Origin of the sequence: Oceanicola sp. D3 (assembly GCF_006351965.1) — a bacterium.
Classification (GTDB): Bacteria; Pseudomonadota; Alphaproteobacteria; order Rhodobacterales; family Rhodobacteraceae; genus Vannielia.
Map to the genome: position 1 here is coordinate 3,515,945 of NZ_CP040932.1, position 20,897 is coordinate 3,536,841.

At 66.2% G+C, this 20,897-nt stretch carries 20 protein-coding genes; 5 read left to right on the plus strand and 15 right to left on the minus strand.

Going from position 1 to position 20,897, the window contains the following annotated elements; translation table 11 throughout:
- Window positions 1-163 precede the first annotated feature (163 nt).
- From FHY55_RS17570 to FHY55_RS17615, 10 genes are all read right to left on the minus strand, one after another.
- Window positions 164-457, minus strand: coding sequence for a hypothetical protein (locus FHY55_RS17570; protein ID WP_140015428.1), 294 nt, complete (start codon window positions 455-457; stop codon window positions 164-166).
- A gap of 3 nt (window positions 458-460) precedes the next feature.
- Window positions 461-1,102 (minus strand): GDP-mannose 4,6-dehydratase, encoded by a 642-nt coding sequence (locus FHY55_RS17575; protein WP_140015429.1) that lies wholly within the window; start codon window positions 1,100-1,102, stop codon window positions 461-463.
- 61 nt (window positions 1,103-1,163) lie between these two features.
- Window positions 1,164-1,481 (minus strand): hypothetical protein, encoded by a 318-nt coding sequence (locus FHY55_RS17580; RefSeq protein ID WP_140015430.1) that lies wholly within the window; start codon window positions 1,479-1,481, stop codon window positions 1,164-1,166.
- A 12-nt stretch (window positions 1,482-1,493) separates the two neighbouring features.
- A complete protein-coding gene (locus tag FHY55_RS17585; protein WP_140015431.1) occupies window positions 1,494-3,362 on the minus strand; it encodes a hypothetical protein in 1,869 nt (622 codons plus the stop codon).
- Entirely contained in the window at window positions 3,359-4,366 is a 1,008-nt protein-coding gene (locus FHY55_RS17590) for a DUF4123 domain-containing protein (protein WP_168223050.1), read from the minus strand. Before FHY55_RS17590 ends, FHY55_RS17585 begins: the two co-directional genes overlap by 4 nt.
- Before the next feature lie 166 nt (window positions 4,367-4,532).
- Entirely contained in the window at window positions 4,533-5,369 is an 837-nt protein-coding gene (locus tag FHY55_RS17595) for a serine protease (RefSeq protein ID WP_140015433.1), read from the minus strand.
- A complete protein-coding gene (locus tag FHY55_RS17600; protein ID WP_140015434.1) occupies window positions 5,369-6,193 on the minus strand; it encodes a serine protease in 825 nt (274 codons plus the stop codon). Before FHY55_RS17600 ends, FHY55_RS17595 begins: the two co-directional genes overlap by 1 nt.
- A 99-nt stretch (window positions 6,194-6,292) precedes the next feature.
- Entirely contained in the window at window positions 6,293-7,654 is a 1,362-nt protein-coding gene (glcF, locus tag FHY55_RS17605; RefSeq protein ID WP_140015435.1) for a glycolate oxidase subunit GlcF, read from the minus strand.
- On the minus strand, window positions 7,651-8,754 hold the full coding sequence (locus FHY55_RS17610; RefSeq protein ID WP_140016173.1) for an FAD-binding protein: 1,104 nt from the start codon (window positions 8,752-8,754) through the stop codon (window positions 7,651-7,653). The genes glcF and FHY55_RS17610 overlap by 4 nt, the downstream gene beginning before the upstream one ends.
- Window positions 8,755-8,810: 56 nt before the next feature.
- Window positions 8,811-10,256 carry an FAD-linked oxidase C-terminal domain-containing protein gene (locus FHY55_RS17615; RefSeq protein WP_140015436.1) on the minus strand — a complete coding sequence of 482 codons (1,446 nt, stop codon included), beginning with the start codon at window positions 10,254-10,256 and terminating at the stop codon, window positions 8,811-8,813.
- Between the two features lie 91 nt (window positions 10,257-10,347).
- Here FHY55_RS17615 and FHY55_RS17620 point away from each other — a divergent pair, with 91 nt between their 5' ends.
- A complete protein-coding gene (locus FHY55_RS17620; RefSeq protein ID WP_140015437.1) occupies window positions 10,348-11,046 on the plus strand; it encodes a DUF599 domain-containing protein in 699 nt (232 codons plus the stop codon).
- 27 nt (window positions 11,047-11,073) lie between these two features.
- On the plus strand, window positions 11,074-11,454 hold the full coding sequence (locus tag FHY55_RS17625) for a hypothetical protein (protein ID WP_371706938.1): 381 nt from the start codon (window positions 11,074-11,076) through the stop codon (window positions 11,452-11,454).
- A gap of 62 nt (window positions 11,455-11,516) precedes the next feature.
- Here the strand turns inward: FHY55_RS17625 and FHY55_RS17630 are convergent, their stop codons facing one another.
- From FHY55_RS17630 to FHY55_RS17645, 4 genes are read right to left on the minus strand one after another with little or no spacing between them, the layout of a single operon-like run.
- Entirely contained in the window at window positions 11,517-13,622 is a 2,106-nt protein-coding gene (locus tag FHY55_RS17630) for a hypothetical protein (RefSeq protein ID WP_140016175.1), read from the minus strand.
- Window positions 13,622-16,438, minus strand: a complete 2,817-nt coding sequence (locus FHY55_RS17635) for a DUF4159 domain-containing protein (RefSeq protein ID WP_140015438.1) — start codon at window positions 16,436-16,438, stop codon at window positions 13,622-13,624. The genes FHY55_RS17630 and FHY55_RS17635 overlap by 1 nt, the downstream gene beginning before the upstream one ends.
- Window positions 16,438-17,367: a DUF58 domain-containing protein gene (locus FHY55_RS17640; RefSeq protein WP_254695358.1), complete on the minus strand. Its 930-nt coding sequence runs from the start codon at window positions 17,365-17,367 to the stop codon at window positions 16,438-16,440. Before FHY55_RS17640 ends, FHY55_RS17635 begins: the two co-directional genes overlap by 1 nt.
- The gene (locus tag FHY55_RS17645) at window positions 17,364-18,371 is read right to left on the minus strand and encodes a MoxR family ATPase (protein ID WP_140015439.1); all 1,008 of its coding nucleotides are present in this window, start codon (window positions 18,369-18,371) and stop codon (window positions 17,364-17,366) included. The genes FHY55_RS17640 and FHY55_RS17645 overlap by 4 nt, the downstream gene beginning before the upstream one ends.
- A gap of 61 nt (window positions 18,372-18,432) precedes the next feature.
- Between FHY55_RS17645 and FHY55_RS17650 the strand changes: the two genes are divergently transcribed.
- From FHY55_RS17650 to FHY55_RS17660, 3 genes are all read left to right on the plus strand, one after another.
- Window positions 18,433-19,023 (plus strand): DUF1285 domain-containing protein, encoded by a 591-nt coding sequence (locus FHY55_RS17650; protein ID WP_140015440.1) that lies wholly within the window; start codon window positions 18,433-18,435, stop codon window positions 19,021-19,023.
- Window positions 19,024-19,195: 172 nt separating this feature from the next.
- Window positions 19,196-19,603 carry a VOC family protein gene (locus tag FHY55_RS17655; protein WP_254695359.1) on the plus strand — a complete coding sequence of 136 codons (408 nt, stop codon included), beginning with the start codon at window positions 19,196-19,198 and terminating at the stop codon, window positions 19,601-19,603.
- Between the two features lie 3 nt (window positions 19,604-19,606).
- The gene (locus FHY55_RS17660) at window positions 19,607-20,323 is read left to right on the plus strand and encodes a YafY family protein (RefSeq protein WP_140015441.1); all 717 of its coding nucleotides are present in this window, start codon (window positions 19,607-19,609) and stop codon (window positions 20,321-20,323) included.
- Here FHY55_RS17660 and FHY55_RS17665 read toward each other — a convergent pair.
- The gene (locus FHY55_RS17665; RefSeq protein WP_140015442.1) at window positions 20,320-20,895 is read right to left on the minus strand and encodes a pseudouridine synthase; all 576 of its coding nucleotides are present in this window, start codon (window positions 20,893-20,895) and stop codon (window positions 20,320-20,322) included. The genes FHY55_RS17660 and FHY55_RS17665 overlap by 4 nt on opposite strands.
- Window positions 20,896-20,897: the final 2 nt, after the last annotated feature.

Sequence of the window (20,897 nt, forward strand, 5' to 3'; positions counted from 1 at the left end):
TGAGACAACTTTCTGTTGGCGTTACGATCCAGATTCTTCAACGGGGGATGCGGGCTTCGTGTCTGATCGCCTCACATGGGTCAGAGGCAAGATACCCATCTACAGGCCGTGCCTTGCGCAAGGATGATTGCGATACGCGATCAACGACCACTGCCCACCGGCTTCAGTCGAAATAGTCGTCGGGATCAGGCTCCGCGGCACCGGAGAACAGATAGGCCCTTAATGCACTGAAGAACGCAGCAAGACTCCCCGGGCTCGCTTGGCCCAGGCCCGTCATTTTATTGACGTCCCGTGGTGTGAACATCTCGTACTCCAACTGCGCCAATATCGCAGCGTCCAGCTCTTTGCGGTCGCGGCACAAAGACCTCAACTCCTCGGCGTCCCACTCTTGATCACAAAGGTATGTGCTCAATGCCGACCGCAGGTTATATGCGTGGACTGAATTTTTTTTGATCATTATCTAAGTCCTCGGCTCGGGAAACATCGAGTATAAACCGAACGTTCCATCATCTCGAAACCTAAAGAACGCTAATATTGCGCCGCCTTCGAAATCCAGCGGCACGACGCCTTGAGGTTTTCTTCTGCTGACCTTAGCGTAGCCTCGCATCCTTTGGTTTACATTACCCTTGAATACGTCATTGATTGGAAATTCCATTTTGAAAATTTTTTCGCCGCCGTACCGCGCCAACCTTGCTTTGTCCAAAAGTTCATCTCTCAGTTCTCCGGCGATGTGATCGTACAGCCTGACGTAGTCGGTGGGCGTGTTTATCTTCGTCGCCTTTCTGGGTTTGCGGTGCTTTTTGCCCGTTACCGCATCAATCGTCGTCCCGGACATTGGATCAATGCCGTGCAAGATTCTGTCAAGGAGGGCTTGATCGGTAACATCACCTTCATGCCTCTGGGGGCCGTGAGCGCCCGGAACATCCTGCGCCAACTCGTCCAGCCTTTTTCGCCAATACCGCGCTGATCGCTCGACGCGGTGGCTCTTGGTCATGATCCGCTCGGCTTTTTCATCAATACTCTGCCGCAGCTTCTTCGCAAGGGCACCGATCTTCGCGAAGATCGGCTTGATCCCGTCCAGGAAGGCCAGGATCTTCGCCACATGCTGACCGCCGGTGATCGCGGCGCGGAATTTTCAGGCGATGCTGGCGCAGCGGGCGACCTTATTCCCAGTTTTTACGATAACCAATTTTGAGCCAATAGTCCGAGAGATCCGTTTCTTCGCCCCCTTCAAAGGCGTAGCGATAGACGCTTTCGAAAAACGCGCGGGCGGAGTCTTTGCTTGCCGGACTGCATGATGTCGCCTTGTAAAAATCTCGTTCTGTAAGGAGGTCCTTTTCAAGTGCAGTCTTGAACTCTTGCTGGAGTGCTTGCCTGTCCAATTCGCTTAAGCTTTCCACAAACCTAGGCAGCCTATCGGATATTGAGACATTGGCGTTAAAGTACATCAGTAATTTATTTAAGTGACGTGAGAGGGTCATGGTCTGTCCTCCTTAGGGGTCAGGATATAGTGTGATAAGCTTTACTGTCCCATTTTGACCTTTCTCAAAAACCGCAACAATCTGGGTGTCCGGCCCAAACACGGTTGGGTCTCCATTGAGGTCATATCCTTTGAAGCGCGCCTGGAAGTTTGAGCCAAAAATATCTTTGGCGGGAACTCTAATCGGTTCGTCTGCTTCGGCACTCTTCAAGAATGCCTTGAAATCAGGATGTTTCAATACCTCATCATAGGCCCTGACGTAATCGGCTTTCGTGTTGATCTTCGTCGCGTGATCTCCAGTAGCGTGTAGGATCTTTTTGCTCATCTCGACCTTGAGCGTTCCCTTTCCGGGGACGTCGATCATTTCGCCCGAAAGAGTAGGCGGCCGCCCATGCTCTGCCGGATTATAGGGGACACCGTATTTCCTGAGGAACTTGTCATAGTCCACAACGGTACCGGTCATCGGATCATGGCCAAGCATGCTGCGGAGTAACAATTGTACATCCGTCACATCCCCCTCATGCCGTTGCGGCCCGTGCCCTTGAGACGCCAACTCGTCCAACCTTTGTTCCCAGTACCGCGCCTTGCGAACAACCACGTGGCCTTCGTGGATGATCCGCGTGCCGACCTCATCAATACTCTGCCGCAGCTTCTTCGCAAGCGCACCGACCTTCGAGAAGATCGGCTGGATCCCGTCCAGGAAGGCCAGGATCTTCGCCACATGCTGCCCGCCGGAGATCGCGGTGCGGATCTTGGAGGCGATGCTGGCGCAGCGGGAGGCGAGGGCGGCGGCGCCGGCTCCGGCGCTCAGGGCGGCGATGATCGTGGTGATCAGCCAGATCAGCAGCTCGGGGACGATGAACCCCAGCCCCTCGCCGATGACCCCGGCCCAGAAATTGGGCGTCATCAGCAGCAGGCAGCGCATCGCGGTGTTGACCATGAGGTTCAGCACCGGCGTGCGGCGCAGCACCTCGATCATGTCGCGGATCCAGTCGATGCCGTCGGTGGTGGCCTCGCGGATCATCGCGCCAAACTCGCCGATCACCCCGCCGAGGGCCTCCAGCCCCGTCAGCTTCCCGAGGCTCGTCGCGATCCGGTCGATATCCCCCGCAAGGAAGGCGCGCATCAGCTCGCCCAGCTCCTCAAGGTAGTCCATCACCCCGTCGCTCTGGAACAGGCCCACGATGGCACTGCCGGTATCGCGGGCGATCTTCGCGCCCACGTTCAAGGGTACTGCGCCCGGCAGCCACCATGGCAGCCCCTCGTCATTCGCCTCCCCGATGTAATCGCCAATGGCGGCGGCGGAGGATTTGAGCGCGCCCCATGCGGTGCCCCAAAAATCCTTCTCCCCGTCCCACCAGTTGCCGATGCCACGCAGCACGCCCTTGTTGAAATCGACCGCCGCCCCGATGACCCCGTCGCGCTCCCATTCCTCCACATAGGGCCGGAAGGTGGCCTTCATCGAGGTTTCGAAGGCCTCCAGCTCGCGGACGATATCCTGCTCAAGCTGCCATGCCTCCTCGGCCACCGTGGGGATATCCTGGCTCGGGTTGGTGGTTGCGGTCAGAAACCCGGCGCTGGCGGGCACTTCGCCATGGGTCACGCCGCCCAGGTCTGGCCGCAACGCGCCGGTGCCGGGGGCCGCATCGGCCGCGCCCCGGTTTGCGGGCGCCTCGGTTTTCATCGCATCCACCAGCACCCCGCCCGACATGTCGGCCAGGCGCACCTCCAGGTCGGTGATCGGGGTTTTCCACGGGTCGTCGTAGGCAAACTTCACCCCCGCCGCCAACGCGCAGATCTTGCACTCCGAGCCGATCTCTCCTGCGTTGGCAAGGCCGGTGTGTTCGGAGCGCGCGGTTACATCCTTGGGCGTCAGGCTCATTGCACCTCCTCCGGGGCGCCAAACCCCTCCATCCGGGCTTTCATCGCGGCAAACCGCTCACGCTCGGGCGCGTCGGCAGCGCAAATCCGCGCCAGTTCGCCTTCGCGGTCCATCTCGATGAAGCCGGGGCCATAGAACAGGCTCCAGGCCGCGATCACATGCAGGTGCTCCTTGCGCCGGAAGCCCAGGGCGGTGAAGCGCTCCAGCACCGGGCGGATCAGCCGCGCAACGGCCCCTTCGGGGTAGTGCTTCAACTCCGGGCCAAAGTCGCCCTTGAGGTTGCGCGCCATGCGCTCCACGTCACGGTCGAAGGCGTTTGTTCTGAAGGGGCGCAGCTCCCACTCTTTCAACACCACAGGCCCAAGCGGCCTGTTCGCATGTTCGGGCAGCTGCGCCGGGCGGAAGCAGGTTGCCGTCTTTCCAGCCTCCTCCTCAACAATGAAACTGTCGATCAGCCCCCGGCCAAACCACTGTTCGGCGCGGCGCTCGCTTTCGGAGATGGTCCGGAAGTATCGCCCGGCCACGAGCGGATCCCAGAACCGAAAGAAAAACCAGCGGCCGTCGGCCTCGCGGCGCAGCTTGGTGAAGCGTCGCAGATGACGGCGCACTTCTGCAAAGCTGCCGCGAGACCGGATCAGAAGCCCCGTGTCCCGCCCCCAATGCGCCTTGAGGAAGCCAGTGGTAAAACGTGAGGGCGGCTCGTCCGGGGCAACGGTTAGATCGGCGAGATAGGGCGCCGTTTCAGCGGCCTCCTCCGCCGCCCGGCCCTCGAAGAGGGATTGCAGCGGCACGTCTGCGCCGTCGAGGTCAAACACGCCCGTCACCGCTTTGCGGCGCACCGGGTCGAGCACCAGAAATGTGTTGAGGCCATCTTCGGCGGGCCCGCGAAGGCTCGCCAACAGGTCTGAGGTATCCGGGTCGATCTCGGTTTCGGAGGTTTCAAGAATCGCCCGGTCTCCGGGGCCGTCCTCCGTTCCGTGCACCCCTGTCACGTACACTGCCACGCCAGCATCCACCCCGAACTTGGTTCACCACTTACACCAGCGGGCTGTCGACACCGCCGGACACCACCCTAACGTGCATTCGGAGAAACCTGCAATCCGGCTTGTCGCCGAGGTGCAGGGCAGGCCGGGCGGCGTGCTGGCGCGGTACGTTGCGGTTGCTTCAGGCTCAGGGCTTTACGAACTTGGGGCCATTGCCGGGGCGGATGAAGCGCGCGCCGGTACTGGAGGAGGCCCCCACGCGCAGCCGTTTGGCCTGTGCGCCCCCGGCTTGAGGGAACACGCCGCGCCCGGCCCGCAGATCGGCCCGCAGCTGGCGCACGGCGGGCTCAACGCGCATGCCGAGAGACAGCACCTTGCCATCTTCGCGCGCGCCCTTGGAAATGATCGACACAATCGCGGGACGGCCCGAGGACATCTCGAACACTGGCGCACCGGAAGAGCCGAAGGTGACATCGCAGGAGAAGGCCAGCGCGCCGATCCGCTCGCCCAGCACGCCGCAGGAGCGTTGCAGCGAAAGCGCCTCTTCGCGGCCCTGCCCGTAGGAGGCAACCGAAACGGTGCCACCGGTGCGCACGTTGCCGGAGAGCGCATAGGGCGCGGCATTGGCGGCGGCAATTGGGCGATCGAGTTGGAGCAGCGCAACGTCGGTGCGCAGCTGGCCGATCACATCATCACTCACCGGCGCGTAGCCCGCCATCACCACGGCGCGCGCGCCCTGGCGGGCGGCCACGTCTTGCCCGTCGCGGTAGCCCGCGCGGAAAGTGATGCGGCGCGGGTCGAGCCGGTTGCCTTCACGGTCGAAGAGGCAATGGGCCGCTGTCAGCACGAGATCGGTGGCGATGAGCGCGCCAGAGCAGAAGGAGCCACGGCCAAGGTCGAGCCGGCCCACGGCCTCCCAGCCCAGCCCCTCGGAGCGCAGCGACAGGCGGCGCAGGGCGCTATCGGCGAAGGCAGGCGTGGCGAGGGCCAGCGCCAGCGCGGCGAAGAGGGCGCGGCGCAGCATCACGGCTTCACGAAGCGGGCGCCAATCTCGCGCCGCTCGCCGCTGTTTCCGCCGCCCAGAAAGCGCACCGTGCCGCCCGGGTTCAACGCGCCGCCGCCCGAGGAGAGCTGCTCCATCAGCACGCTCAGCACGGGCTCCAGCTCGGTGCCCAGCGCCACCGGGCGGCCCTGCATCGTGGCCTTGGCCGAGACCACCGAGGCCACCTGCGGCCCGCGTGCGCCGATGGTGAAGATTGGCGCGCCCGAAGAGCCGAAATCGACCGAGCAGGTGAACATCAGCACACCGCCGCGCCGTTCCATCACCTCGCAGCCGCTTTCATAGGCGGGCGCTTCGGCCCGGTCTTGCGCATAGGAGATAACGCTGACGCTATCGCCCGCGCCCGGCGCATCGGCGGTGTCAAACGGGGTGACGCGGATGTTGCGGATTGGCCTGTCGAGCTGCAGCAGCGCAACGTCCAGCGCGACCCGGTCCAGCTGGTCGCGCCCTTCATACACATAATCCGGATGGGTCACCGCCCGGCGCACACCGCGATAGGCCTCTGCCCGCCCGTTGCGCCAGCCTGCGCGAAACTCCACGCCAGACACATCCACCCGCGCGCCGGTATCCATCTCGTAAAGGCAATGCGCCGCCGTCAGCACCAGATCAGGCGCGATGAGCGCGCCGGTGCAAAAGCTCTTGCGCCCCATTTCCAGCCGCCCGACGGCTTCCCAGCCGCGCCCCTGGTCACTGGTGGCAAGGCTCGTCAGGCCGGTTTCCTGCGCAGAGGCAGGGAGGCTGGCAAGGGCGAGGAGCCCGGTGAGGGCAGAGAGGAAAGCGTTGCGCATGGCGGTCCCGGTCTGGTTCGGGGGCCTGCTTAGCGGTGGGGTTGGGCGATATTGTGGCGGCTCTGGCGCTGGCCGCGTGATCGTTGCAGGAAAGCCTCGTCAATTGACATCGGGGCAAAGCGCCGGAGGCTTCGGCCCGCCGGTGGCCCAATCCAGCAGTTCGACGGTGTGCACGATGGGCGTGGCGGTGCCCGAGCCGATCTGCATCATGCAGCCGATGTTGCCTGCGGCGATGATGTCGGGGGCCTTGGCCTCCAGCGTGCGCACCTTGCGGGCCTTGAGCTGGCCCGAAATCTCCGGCTGCATCAGGTTGTAGGTGCCCGCCGAACCGCAGCAGAGGTGGCTGTCGGCCGGTTCGACCACCTCGAAGCCCGCCGCCTTCAGCAGCGCCTTGGGGTGGTCCTTGATCTTCTGGCCGTGCTGGAGCGAGCAGGCGGCGTGATAGGCCACGCGGATCGGGCCGCTGCCCTCGCCGGATTGCGCCTTGGCATCGGTGCCGGCGATCTCGGATTTGGCGAGGTTGCGCGCCTCCACCGGGGCCTCGGGCATCAGGTCGGCCAGCACCTCGGAGATATCCTTGGCGATCCCGGCCACCCGGGCGGCCTGATCGGCAAGCTCGGTTTGCGCGAACATGTGGCCATAGTCCTTGACCGTGGTGCCGCAGCCGGAGGTGTTGATAACGATGGCATCGAGCCCCTGCCCCTCCATCTCCGCCGCCCATGCCCGGATGTTTTTACCCGCCGTTCCGTGGGCTTCGGCCTCGCGGCCCATGTGATGCGTCAGCGCCCCGCAGCAACCGGCGCCCTCGGCCACCACCACCTCGCAACCAAGCCGGGTGAGCAACCGGATGGTGGCATCGTTGATGTCGGTGTTCAGCGCCTTCTGGGCACAGCCGGTCATCAGCGCCACCCGCTTGCGGCGCGGGGCCGTGGGGGCGAAGCTTTGCGGGTCGTCGTTGCGGCTGACCGGGGGGATGACGGCGGGGGCCATCTCCAGCATCGCACGCAACCGAGCCGAGGGGATCAGCCCGCGAAACGGCCGCCCGATCTTGGCTCCCAACAGCGCCAGCCGGAACCGCCCCGGGTAGGGCAGGATGCGGGCGAGGATCCAGCGCAGGGCGCGGTCACCCAGAGGCCGTTTGTAGCGCTCTTCGATATAGGCGCGGGCGTGGTCGACGAGGTGCATGTAATGCACGCCGGAGGGGCATGTCGTCATGCAGGCGAGGCAGGAGAGGCAGCGGTCGATGTGCTTGACGGTTTTCTCGTCGGGCACGCGCTCGTTTTCGAGCATGTCCTTGATCAGGTAGATCCGGCCACGGGGGCTGTCGAGTTCATCGCCCAGCACCTGATAGGTCGGGCATGTGGCGGTGCAAAAGCCACAGTGGACGCAGGCGCGCAGGATCTCATTGGCGCGTGCGGTGCCCGGATCAGCCAGTTGGGCTTCGGTGAATTCGGTCTTCATGCCATCAGGCCCCTGTTCAGAATGCCGCGCGGGTCAAACTTGGCCCGCAGCCCGGCGGTGAGCGCGGCAAGCGCGGGCGGCTCGGGGTGGAAGCGGGCGATGCTGCCCCCCTGCCCCCGCACCCGCGTCGCGTGGCCGTCAAAGGGGCCGAGCGTAGCGCGCAGGTCGGTGCCCGGCGCGACAGCGGCCCAGATGAGCCCGCCGCCCCAGTCGAGCATCACCTTCGCGCCCTCGGGCAGCCGCGCCGCGAGGCCGGGCGCGTCGGAGGGCTTGCAATGCAGCCGCCAGACATCCTCTTCCCCGCCCGCGAAGCGCTCCACATCGCGGAACCAGGGCCAGTCATGGGTGTCGCTCAGGGTGGTCTCGACCTCACCGAAGGGGGCGAGATGCGCCTTCAGCCGGTCGAGCCGGTAGGTGACCGACGCCTGCATTCCCTCGATCCGCAGCTGCGTCGAGGGCCGGTCATTGGCTGAGAGGTCGGTATGGCAGGCCGCCGTCACCTCCCATGGCGTGCCCAGCGCGGCGCTCATCGCCGCCACCGCATCGCCCACCGAAAGCCCGTCGATGGAAAGCACGCCCGCCACCTCGGGCTTCGGCAGCACCTTCAGCGACACCTCCGTCAACACCCCAAGCGTGCCGTGGCTTCCGGCCATCAGCTTCACCAGATCGTAGCCGGTAACATTCTTCATCACCCGCCCGCCGTTCTGCACCACGCGGCCCGCGCCATCGACAAAACGCACCCCAAGCAGGAAATCCCGCGCCGCGCCCACAGAAACCCGCCGGGGGCCGCTGGCATTGGCCGCCACGACGCCGCCAATGGTGCTCTCTCCCTCGGTGCCGAGCAGCCCGCGCATGTCGGGCACCTCGAAGGCCAGCCGCTGCCCTTCCGCCGCCAGCGCCGCCTCGATCTCTGCCACCGGCGTGCCTGCCTGCGCCACCAGCGTCAGCGCGCCCGGCTCGTAGAGCGAAATGCCGCGCCCCGCGTAGCGCAGCGCCGCGCCCTCGGCCACGATCCCGCGCGTGCCGCCACCGCGCACCGAGACTGGCGATCCCGCGCCTGCAAGCGCCTCTGCCAGTTCCGCCTCGCTTGCCGGCTCCATGATGCTCAACCTGTTCATTTTCTTGCTCTAAATATCCAATCCCGACCCAGCAGCGCTCACGCCGCCTGTTCCGGCGCGCGCCGCCGCCCCGCAGAGACCGTCAGCGGAAACACCTTGGCCGGGTTCAGGATCCAGCCCGCATCGAACACGTCTTTTACGTCCATCTGCGCGGCCAGATCATCGGGGCGATATTGCACCTCCATCAGGTCGCGCTTCTCGATGCCCACGCCATGCTCGCCTGTCAGGCAACCGCCGACCTCGACGCAGAGCTTGAGGATCTCGGCACCGAATTGCTCGCAGAGCTCCAGCTGCCCCTCCTCGTTGGCGTTGAACAGGATCAGCGGGTGCATGTTGCCATCCCCGGCGTGGAAGACGTTGGCGACCTCCAGCCCGAACTCCTCGCTCATCTCCCCAATGCGGCGCAGCACGCGCGGCAGTTCGCTGACCGGGATGGTGCCATCAAGGCACATGTAGTCGTTGATCTGGCCCATCGCGCCGAAGGCCGATTTGCGCCCCAGCCAGATGCGGGCGCTTTCGTCGGCGCTTGCGCTTTGGCGCAATTCCACCGGGTTCAGCTCTTCAGCGATGCCGCAGATCAGTGCCAGCTGCGCGTCAATCTCGGCCTCCGAGCCTTCGACCTCCACGATCAGGAGCGCCTCGCAATCAGGGTAGCCCGCCCCGGCGAAGGCCTCGGTGGCGCGGATGCAGGGGCGGTCCATAAACTCGATGGCCACGGGCAGCACGCCCGCCTTGATGATGTTGGTCACGCATTGGCCCGCCACTTCGGAGCTGTCGAAACCGATCAGCACGGGCCGCGCGCCCTCGGGCTTGGGCAGGATCCGCAGCCAGGCTTCAGTGACCACGCCAAGCTGGCCTTCGGAGCCGCAGATGAGGCCGAGCAGGTCGAGGCCGTTCGCGTCCATCCACGGGCCACCGACCTTGGTGATCGTGCCATCGGCCAGCACCATCGTCACGCCGAGCAGGTTGTTGGTGGTCACGCCGTACTTGAGGCAATGCGCGCCGCCGGAGTTCATGGCGATGTTGCCCGCGATGGCGCAGGCGAGTTGGCTCGACGGGTCGGGGGCATAGAAGAAGCCATCGGCCTCCACCGCGCCTGTGACGCTCAGGTTGGTGCGCCCGGTTTGCACATGCACGTAGCGGTCGGGGTAGTTGCTTTCGAGCACCTCGGCCATGCGGGCGACGCCGAGGATGACGCAATCCGCCGTGGGCAGCGCCCCACCCGCCAGCGAAGTGCCCGCGCCGCGCGGCACCACGGGCACGCCTTCCTCGTGGCACACCTTCAGCGCAGCGGAGACCTCTTCGGTGGTGGAGGGCAGCACCACGGCAAGCGGCGGGCACTTGTAGGCGGTGAGCGCGTCGCACTCATAGGCCCGCACCTCCTCCTCCGCGTCGATCACGCCGCCGGGCAGGGCCGCGCGCAGGCGGGCGACGATCCGGGCCTTACGGGCGAGGATTTGCGGATCTGGCTGGGGCATTTCCATGGGCGCGGCTCCCTCCCTTGCTGAATTGGTCAGAAAATATAACCAATTTTGCCATCTGGCAACCGGCGCTGGCGCGACATAGGGTCCGGCCATGGATCTGATGCCGCTTCTTGCCCCTTTCACCAGCACCGATGGCGTTGCCGTCGCGCTCATTCTGACGCTTTGGGCCGGGCTGGGCTGGGTGGTGGAGCACCCGCCTGCGGGCAAGCCCTCGGTTTCGGTTTTGATGCAGGAGTACCGCCGCAACTGGCTGCGCGAGCATATCACCCGGCAGCCACGCATCTTTGACGCCACCATTCTGGGCAGCCTGCGGCAGGGCACCACGTTTTTTGCCTCCGCCTGCATGATCTCAATCGGTGGCGGGCTGGCGGTGATCGGCAATCCCGAGCAACTGACCGGCCTTGCCGAAGACCTCTCGCTTGGCACCACCTCTACGCTGGCCTTCGAGGTTAAGATCACGCTGATCCTGTTTTTCCTCGCCAATGCCTTCCTCAAGTTCGTCTGGGCGCACCGGCTGTTTGGCTACACCTCGGTGGTGATGGGGGCGATTCCGAATGATCAGGATGATCCCTCCACCTACCCGCGTGCCGCCAAGGCTGCCGAGATCAACATCGCCGCCGCCAAGAGCTTCAATCGCGGGATGCGGTCGATCTACTTTGCGCTGGGGGCCCTTGGCTGGCTGGTGGGGCCGTGGGGGCTTGGGCTGGGCGCGGTGGTGACTTCGGTGGTGATCTGGCGCCGGGAGTTCTGGAGCCAGTCGCGCGAAGTGCTGATGCAGCCCGACAACTGACTGGCCCGGTCGCTAACAGCCATGTGAGTGCGCTGCAGCGTCATCTATGCCATGCTGCGCCACATGCGCTGGATTGCTCTTACCCTCTTCGCCCTTCCCGCCCATGCCGACCCTGCCGTTGTTGAGGCGGTCACGGCCACGCCATCGGGCAGGGCCTGGCGCTTTGAAGTGACGCTCAGCCACGGCGATACGGGCTGGGAAGATTATGCCAACGGCTGGCGCGTGACGAATGAAACCGGAAAGGTGCTTGGCACCCGCGTGTTGGCGCATCCGCATGTGGATGAGCAGCCCTTCACTCGCGGCCTCGGTGGCGTGAGGATTCCGCAAGGGGTGACTCGCGTGTGGATCGAAACGAGCACCCTCCCCGAAGGCTGGGATGGGGCGCGGTATCAGGTGGATCTGCGTTAGGCGGGTGGTGGGTTGGCCCCCACACCACAGTGGGCGCCACCCAGTGGGCGCGGGCTGTAGCCTCAGGCCGCTTTCGCGCCGCGCCGCCCTTCCACCAGCCATGCGCCAAGTGTCAGCAGCGCCGCCAGCACGAGGAACAGCAGCGGGTTCACCAGCGGAATCACCGTGACATCTGCCGTAACATAGGCCCCGCGCGGGTTTATCCCGATCCAGCCCCGGCCCGAGGCCACCCGGCCTTCGCGCACTTCGCGGATCGCCGGGGTGCCCTCTTCCAACGGCATTACCCCACCACGCCGAGCGTCGACCGCCGGTTCCACAACAGCGCCGGTTGCGATTGTCTCTTCAAATTCCTTGGGCGCTGACGGGCCAAGCGCGACCACGGCTGTCTTGTCGCCCTCGGCGAGCCGGTAGAGGCCAAGGTCGGGGCCTTCGAACACGCCCTGATAGAGCCCGGGCGACACCTCTGTAAGCGGCACCACATGCACCGTGCCATCGGGGGCCGTCACCTCCACCTCGGAGGGCGCATCCCCGAGCGTGCGGCGGGTGATTGTCATCTCCTGGCCTACGGCTTCGGCTGTCAGGCTCTCTTCTTCGAGATCCGGCTCTTTCATCATCCAATGCGCCAGCCGCCGCAGAAGCTCCAGCTGCGGGCCGCCGCCCTCGAAACCGCGCGACCAGAGCCATGCGTGATCGGAGGCCATCAGCGCCACCCGGCCCTCGCCGTGGCGTTGGAGCACCAGCAACGGGCGCTCTTCCAGCCCCGACATCACCACCTGTCCACCGTTCTCGCCGGGCGCTGGGATAAGATCGACAAGGCGGAACCAGCGGCCCCAGCCCGGCACGCCCTCTTCCTCGGAGGGGTAGAGCGCTTCGAGGCCCTCGGTCACCGGGTGCTTCTCGCCCAGCTCGGTCACCTCGGGCAGGTAGCCCTCTTCCAGCACGCGGGCCGAGGGCGAGGCAGGCATGATGTCGCCCAGCGGCGAGCGGTAGATGCTGTCGGCGCTGGCAAAATCCGGCCCCGCCGCCACCAGCACAGCGCCGCCCCGCTCGACGTAATCGCGGATGTTGTCGAGGTATAGCGTGGGCAGGATACCGCGTCGCTTGTAGCGGTCGAAGATGATCAGGTCGAATTCGTCGATCTTCTCGATGAAGAGCTCGCGGGTGGGGAAGGCGATGAGCGACAGCTCACTCACTGGCACGCCGTCCTGCTTCTCGGGCGGGCGGAGGATGGTGAAATGCACGAGGTCGACCGAGCTGTCGGATTTCAGCAGGTTGCGCCATGTCCGCTCGCCGGGGTGCGGCTCGCCGCTGACCAAGAGCACCCGCAGGCGATCACGCACGCCGTTGATCTGCACCACGGCGGCGTTGTTGCGGTCGGTCAGCTCGCCCTCTGCCGTCGGGGTGATGAACTGGATCACGTTCTTGCCACCGTGGGAGAGCGTCACGGGCAGCGTCAGCTCCTCGCCCACCGGCACATCGTAGGTGCGCGGCTCCTCGCCATCCACGGCGATGGAGAGCGGCACGGTGGCGCCGCGCCCCGCCCCCGAAGGCAGATCGCCCTGGTCTTCGATCATCAGGGTCAGGGTGATTTCCTCGCCGAGGATGCCGAAAGCGGGGGCGTTCTGCACCACGAGGCGGCGATCCCAGTCGGTGCTGTGACCGGTCATCAGCAGGTGCAGGGGCGCGGGCAGATCGGGCGTGCGCTCCATGTCGTGCACCCGCCCGTCAGAGATGAGGATGGCCCCGGCCACCCGCGCGCGCGGCTCTTCGGCCAGCGCCTCTGAGAGGGCGGCCATGGCGCGCGTGCCTTCGTCGCCCTCGCCATCGCCCACCACGGCCACGCGGGCCTCGGTGTTGGGCATCGCGGCGATCTGCGCCAGCACCCGGCCCAGGGCGGCCTGGGTCTGCTCGGCGCGGTCCGAGAGGCCCTGCGACGAGCTTTCATCCACCACTACCAGCACGATATCCGAAAGCGGGTTGCGCTCTTCCTGTTGTAGCGAGGGGTTGGCCAATGCCACCAGAAGGGCCGCAGCGGCGAGCGCCCGCAGCCACCAGCCCGCCAGCCCGCGCCAGATGGCGAGCGCGATGAACAGCACGGCCAGCGCGATTGCGGCATAGAGCGCGATCCATGGCAGGTGCGGATCGAAGATGATGCTGTCGGCGTTCATCATTGGCCCAGCCTGTCGAGCAGGGCCGGCACGTGGACCTGGTCGGATTTGTAGTTGCCGGTGAGCACATGCATGATCAGGTTCACCCCGAAGCGATAGGCGATTTCACGTTGCTGCTCGCCCGCGTAGCCGCGCCCCACGGGGAACATCGCCGCGCCGTTGTTTTCCACCGCCCAGGCCGCGGCCCAATCGTTGCCGCCGATCACCACCGGCGTCACCCCGTCATTGAGATTGCGGAAGGGCATGCCCTCCACCACCTCGGCATCGGGCGGGGCGGCCTCGACCCAGACATCGCGGCTGGCCCAGCGGCCGGGAAAATCCTGCAGCAGGTAGAAGGTGCGGGTCAGCACATGGTCCTGCGGGATCGGCTCCAGCGGCGGCACATCGAGCGGGGCGGCCAGCTCTTGCAGCTTGCGGCCCTCGGGCGTGGCCGCGCCGAAGCCGCCGATATCGGCATCGCGGGTGTCAAACAGGATCATCCCGCCGGTGCGCAGGTAGCGGTTGAGCTTGGCATAGGCCTCGGCGGAGGGGATCGGCTGGTTGGGGCTGACCGGCCAGTAGAGGAAGGGGAAGAAGGCCAGCTCATCGGTTTCGAGGTTCACCGCTATGGGTTCGGCGGGTTCGATGGAGGTGCGGCGGAAGAGCGTGTCAGAGAGGCCAGTGAGCCCGGCGTGGGCCACCTCGTCGAGCCGGGGATCGCCGGTGATGACATGGGCCAGCACGACCTCGGTTGTGGCGTCCAGCGCAAAGATTTCGGCGGCCTCGTCGGTCTGGGCCTGCGCGCCATCGGGCGTGGCTGCGACGAGCGCAGCGATAAGCAGCGCGCCCGCCGCCGAAGAGCGCCGCGCAATGCCCTTGGCGCGGGGGGCGAAGAGGCGGCCGCCGAGCCAGAGCGAGGCGATGATATCGAGCGCCAGCGCCACCAGGGCGGCCGTGAGCACGAAGCCTTTCAGCGCCGTCTCCCGGCTCACCGCCAGCCCCTCGACGGGGATGCGGGCGGGCCATGTGACGGGCTCCAGCGTGGCGGTGTCACCCAGCACGTTGAGCGCGATCAACCGGTCTTCCCCCGCATAGAGCCCGGGGCGCAGCGCGGGGCCGATTGGCGCGTCACCGGCCAGCGCCGCGCCAAGGTCTGCGCCGTCAACGCCCGCCAGCGTGCCTGCATCCTGAACCATGCCAAAGCCATCGAGCACCCGTTCCGGGGTCCATACGGTGCCCTCCAGCTCGCTGGCCTCCGGGGTTGCGGGCCGGGTGGAGATCGCCAGCCGTTCGAGCATCTGGACGAAGAGGCCGGAGAGCGGCAGCGAGGACCATTCGGCATTGGCCGTCACATGAAACAGCACCACAGAGCCCTGACCGATCCGCTTGCGTGTTACCAGTGGCGTGCCATCGGCCAGCGCGGCAATCACCCGGTCGGCGAGGTCCGGGTCGGGCTGGGCCATGACCTGCGCCGTCACCGTGACGTCATCCGGCAGGCCGAGGCCATAGAAGGGCGAATTTTCGGGGAAGGGGCGCAGGGCCTTGGGCTCGCCCCAGCTCATCGCGCCGCCTACCGAGCGCCCGCCTTCCCGCAGCCGCACCGGCATCAGCGGGTCTTCATCGCGGCGGCTGAGATCGGAGGCCGCAAGCTGCGGCCCGGCGAAGCGTAGCAGCATGCCGCCCTCTTCGACCCACTCCAGCAGATCGTCCTTTTCGGCCTGCGGCAGATCGGCGACATCGGCAAAGACGATGGCATCGGGGTTGGCGAGGAGGATATCGGGCAGCGTGCCTTCCACGAGGTCAGCCGTCGGCTCCAGCGCACGTTGCAGGTAGTGCAGTGGCGAGAGCAGCTCCAGCCCTTCGCGGTCTTCGCGGCCCGCAATGAGGGCGACCTCGCGGCGGCGCAGCCCGTCATCGGTGAGGCTCACGGCCCCTGCCCCGCGTGCGGCCTGAAGCTCAAAGCGGGTGATCCGGTTGCGCAGCTCGGCGGGCAGCACGAGGGCCACCTCGGCCTCGGTGGCCTCCGCCTCAAACGCCGCCTCGGCGCGGGCCAGCACCCGCTCGGTGCCCGAAGGATCGCGGCCATAGGCCAGCACCGTGGCGGTTTGCGCGGCGGTCTCGTCCGGGCGCAACACGGTCAGCCGCACTTGCCCATCCTCAAACCGGGCCGGGCGCAGGCCGAGGGGGCGGCGCGGGCTTTCAAACACCGTCACCGGGCCCTTGTCTTCAAAGGCAGCGAGAACATCGGCCCGGCCCTCGTGGGCGAGGCCATCGGAGAGCCAATAGGTCTCAAACCCCTCGCCGAGGCTTTCCACCCACGCCACCGCATCGCCGCTTTCGGGCGTCCATGCCATCGGCTCCAGCCCGGCAAGGCGCGGGCCCCATGCGGCGGCGGCGAGCATCGGCAGCTCGCCCGGAGCAGGCAGCGCGGTGAGCGAGACCACGGCCACCGGCCGGTCAGTCGCCGCGGCATCGGCCAGCAGCCCCTCGATCCGGGCCATGCGCCCCGGCCAGTCGCGGGCATCGGCCCAGCCGCCATCGAGCGCGATCAGCAGCGGGCCGGTGCCCTCGCGGCGCTCTTCGGGGTTCAGCACCGGGCCAGCAAAGCCGATGATAATTGCGGCGACCGCAAGCATCCGCAGCAGCAGCAGCCACCACGGCGTGCGGTCGGTCTGGCTATCCTCGTCCTCCAGCCCCAGCAGCAGCGCCACGCCGGGAAAGCGGCGGCGGATCGGCGCGGGCGGCACGGCGCGGAGCAGCAGCCAGAGCAGCGGCAGCACGATCAGCGCCCAGAGCAGGAGCGGCGCGGTAAAGCCTATGGGACCGATGGCAAACATCAGCGGCCATGCTCCAGTGCACCGTAGAGCCAGAGCAGCGCAGATTGCGCGGGCGTATCGGTGTGATGGGTGGAAAACTGCCAGCCGGTCGTGCGGGCGAGTGCCTCCAGCCGGTCCTTGCGGGCGGCGAGACGGTCGAGATAGCGGGCGCGCAAATCACCGGCCTTGCGGGTTTCATGCGCAAGGGAGCCGCCCATGCTTTCAAAGATGGTGCGCCCGTCGAAGGGAAACTCTTCTTCCACCGGATCGAGGATCATCAGCATCGCGCCGCGCACGCCCCGGTCGGCGGCGCGAGACAGGGCGGCTTCGGCGGCGTCGATCTCGCCCATGAAATCAGAGAGGAAGACGGCGCGGGAGTGCAGCGGCAGGGTGTCGCCGCGCGGTGCGCCATAGTCGGGGCCGGGCAGCGCCTTTTCTTCAGCCTCCATCGCGCCGCCAAGGGCATCGGCGATGCGGATCAATTGCAGCGGGCCGGAGCGGGCGGGCTGGTCGAGGCGGGCGAGGCCCACGCGCTCGCCGCCGCGCACCAGCAGCACGGCGATGGCCAACGACAGCAGCCGGGCGCGGCCTGCCTTTGAGGGGCGTTTGCCCGGCTCGCCGGAAAAGCGCATCGACATCGCCTCGTCGCACCAGAGCATGACCGATTGCGCGGCCTGCCACTCCTTTTCGCGGACGAAGTGCTGATCGGACTTGGCGGAGCGGCGCCAGTCGATGCTACGGGCTTCGTCGCCCACCGCCAGCGGGCGGTATTGCCAGAACTCATCGCCCATGCCCGAGCGGCGGCGGCCGTGGGCACCCAGCAGCACGGTTTGGGCCAGATGCTCGGCATCTGCCAGAAGTGGGGGCAGCGCGGCAGCGAGCCCCTCGGCCTTCGAGCGCAGCCCGCGCCCGACGCCGGCGTGAAGAGCAACTGGACCGGCGTCGCTCAAGCGGCGGCCTCCACGCGGGTGACGCTTTGGGCAACGGCGCGGATCACGGCAGAAAGCTCTTCGCCCCGCGCACGGGCGGCGAAGGAGAGCGCCATGCGGTGCGTCAGCACCGGCGCGGCCATCGCCAGCACATCCTCGGCGGAGGGCACGAGGCGGCCTTCCAGCAGGGCGCGGGCGCGCACCGTCATCATCAGCGCCTGTGCCGCACGCGGGCCGGGGCCCCAGCTGACCGAGCGCTGCACCTGTTCGGGCGCGGTCGGGTCTTCGGGGCGGCAGGCGCGGACAAGGTCGAGGATCAGCTCGACCACGGAGTCGCCCACCGGCATGCGCCGCAGCAGGCCCTGCGCCGCGATCAACTCTTCGGCAGAGAATATCTGGTGGCTCGCTGCCTCTTCGGCGCCAGTGGTGGCAAGGATGATGTCACGCTCGGTGTCGCGGTCGGGGTATTCGACGTCGATCTGCACGAGGAACCGGTCAAGCTGGGCCTCGGGCAGCGGATAGGTGCCCTCCTGCTCGATCGGGTTTTGCGTGGCGAGCACGTGGAAGGGCTTTTCCAGCACCCGGTGCTGGCCGCCGACAGTGACCTCCTTTTCCTGCATCGCTTGCAGCAGGGCGGATTGGGTGCGCGGGCTAGCACGGTTGATCTCATCGGCCATCAGCAGCTGGCAGAAAATCGGGCCCTCGATGAAGCGGAAGGCGCGGGAGCCGTCCTCGGCGGTTTCCAGCACCTCGGAGCCGAGAATATCGGCGGGCATCAGATCGGGGGTGAACTGGATGCGGCTGCCGTTCAGCCCCATCACGGTGGAAAGCGTATCGACCAGCCGGGTTTTGCCGAGGCCGGGCAGGCCGATCAGCAGGCCGTGGCCGCCGCAGACAAGCGCCGACAACACGAGGTCTACCACCTTCTCCTGGCCGATGAACCGGCGGGAGATGGAGGCCCGCGCCTGGCCCAGCTTTTCGGCCAGCGCCTCGATTTCTGGCACGAGGCCCGCGTCGTCGGACATGACATTTCTCCTTGGTCGGCTAGGTTATGGCCTAGTAAGCCATCTATCGCATGTGAGACCAATGGCGAAATCGAAGGCCAGACAAGATATTGTGAAACCAGACGCCCAAAGCATCGAAACCGCGGCCCGCAGCGCCGCCAAAACCGGCAAGCTGCCGCCGGTTCACCTGTGGAACCCCGAGTTTTGCGGCGATCTCGACATGCGGATTGCCCGCGATGGCACGTGGTTTTACCTCGGAACGCCGATTGGCCGGCCCGAGCTGGTGCGGCTGTTCTCGACCATCCTGAAGAAGGAAGGCGCGGATTACTTTCTCGTGACCCCGGTGGAGAAGGTCGGGATCACCGTGGATGACGCACCATTTGTCGCGGTGGATTTCACCCCCCATGGCGAGGGCAAGGCGCAGGTGCTGCGGTTTGAGACCAACGTGGGCGATTTCACCGAAGCCGGGCCGGAGGACCCGATTCGGGTGGAGCGCGACCCTGACACCGGCGAGCCATCGCCCTATGTGCATGTGCGCGCCGGGCTGGAGGCGCTGATCGACCGCAAGAGCTTTTACCGGCTGGTGGAGGTTGGCTGCGTGGAGGACGCGTGGTTTGGGCTTTGGTCGGGCGGTAAGTTCTTTCGCATCATCCCCGCCGCCGAACTGCCCTGAACGCGTGTTCAATTGAGCGCCTTGCGGCGCATTGCTTTTGGTCTTGAGATATTTTCAGCAAGAAAATGAGCAGGTTGCGCGAAACTTGCGAGCGGCTGGTGGCTCCTGACAGGTAGGTGTCAGGAGGGGGGTGCGATGATGGGGCATCGAAACCTGTCTGAGGATGCCCGTGATGACCGAGACAATGACCAACCCCGCCGATGTGAAGGCCCTGCCGAAGGATGCGCTTGTTTGGTGCGAGATCCCGGTGCGCGATCTGGATGCTGCCATTGAGTATTACGGCAAGGTGCTGGGCAATCCGCTCGCCAAGGATGAGAGCGGGGCGAACCCGATTGCCATGCTGCCGGTGAAATCGCCGATGGATGGCACGGCGGGGCATCTTTACCCCGGCAAACCAGCGGGCGATGGCAACGGCGTGACCGTGCATCTGGCCGTTCCCGCGCTTGAGACGGCGCTGGAGCGTGTGTTGGAGGCCGGGGGGCGGGTGCTGCCGGGGATTATACCCATTCCTTTCGGGCGGTTTGCCTATACGGTTGATCCGGATGGAAATTCCATCGGGTTGTTCGAGACCAAGGATTGAGTGATGCGCCGCGCAGATCGCCTGTTTCAGATCGTCCAGCTGCTCCGAGGGGGGCGGCTGGTGACGGCGCGGATGTTGGCCGAGCGGCTGGAGGTGAGCGAGCGCACGATTTACCGCGACATCGCCGATCTCGTCGGCTCGGGCGTGCCGATCGAGGGCGAGGCGGGCGTGGGCTATCTGATGCGCGCCGGGTTTGACCTGCCGCCGCTGATGTTCAACCGCAGTGAGATTGTTGCGCTGGTGGCGGGGGCGCGTCTGATCCGGGCCTGGGGCGGGCTGGAGATGGCCGAGGCCGCCGAGGAGGCGCTGGTTAAGATCTCCGCGGTGCTGCCCGAGGCCGAGCGCGACAAGGCGGCGGGCTTGCAGATACACGCGTTTTCAATGCCCTACCTGATGGATGACGACACGCGGCGGCGGCTGGACGCGATTGAGCGGGCGGTGGATGCGCGTGACAGGCTGGTGCTGGATTACGGCGATGCCGAGGGGGCACAGACGGCGCGGGTGGTGCGGCCCTTGAGCCTGATTTTCTGGGGCAGGACGTGGACGCTGATCGGCTGGTGCGAGCTGCGCGATGATTTTCGGATGTTTCGGGTGGACCGGGTGAAGGGCATGGAGACGGGCGAGCGCTTCCGCATCGAGCCGGGCAAGAGCTTGCAGGATTTTTACCGGATGGAACGGCACCGCGGCGGGTTTGACGAGCGGCGCGAGGGGGCCTGTTAGCGCTTGAGGCGCAGGGTCTTGCGGCGTGGTTCGGGTGGGGTGTCATCCAGTTTGCGCCATGCGCCGGGGGCGAGGCCGTCAAGCGCCCAGGGGCCGATCTGGGCGCGGATGAGACGGAGGGTCGGGTGGCCCACGGCGGCTGTCATCCGGCGCACCTGACGGTTGCGGCCTTCGCGGATGGTGAGTGCAAGCCATGTGTCGGGGGCCTTGCGAATGCGCACGGGTGGGTCGCGCTCCCATAGGCCTTCGGGCGGCGCGATCACCGCCACCTCGGCGCGTTTGGTGGGGCCATCCTTGAGGGTGACGCCCATCTTGAGGGCTTCGAGGGCGGCGGCGTTGGGCGTGCCTTCGACCAGCACCCAATAGGTCTTGGCCATCTTGAATTTGGGCGAGGAGATGCGGGCCTGTAGCTTGCCGTCATCGGTGAGCAGGAGCAGCCCTTCGCTGTCACGGTCGAGGCGGCCTGCGGGGTAGACGCCCTTGGGCAGCCCGAGGCCGGAAAGCCCCTGCCATTTGCCCTCGTCGGTGAATTGCGAGAGCAGGTTCATCGGTTTGTTGAGCGCGAGGAGCATTG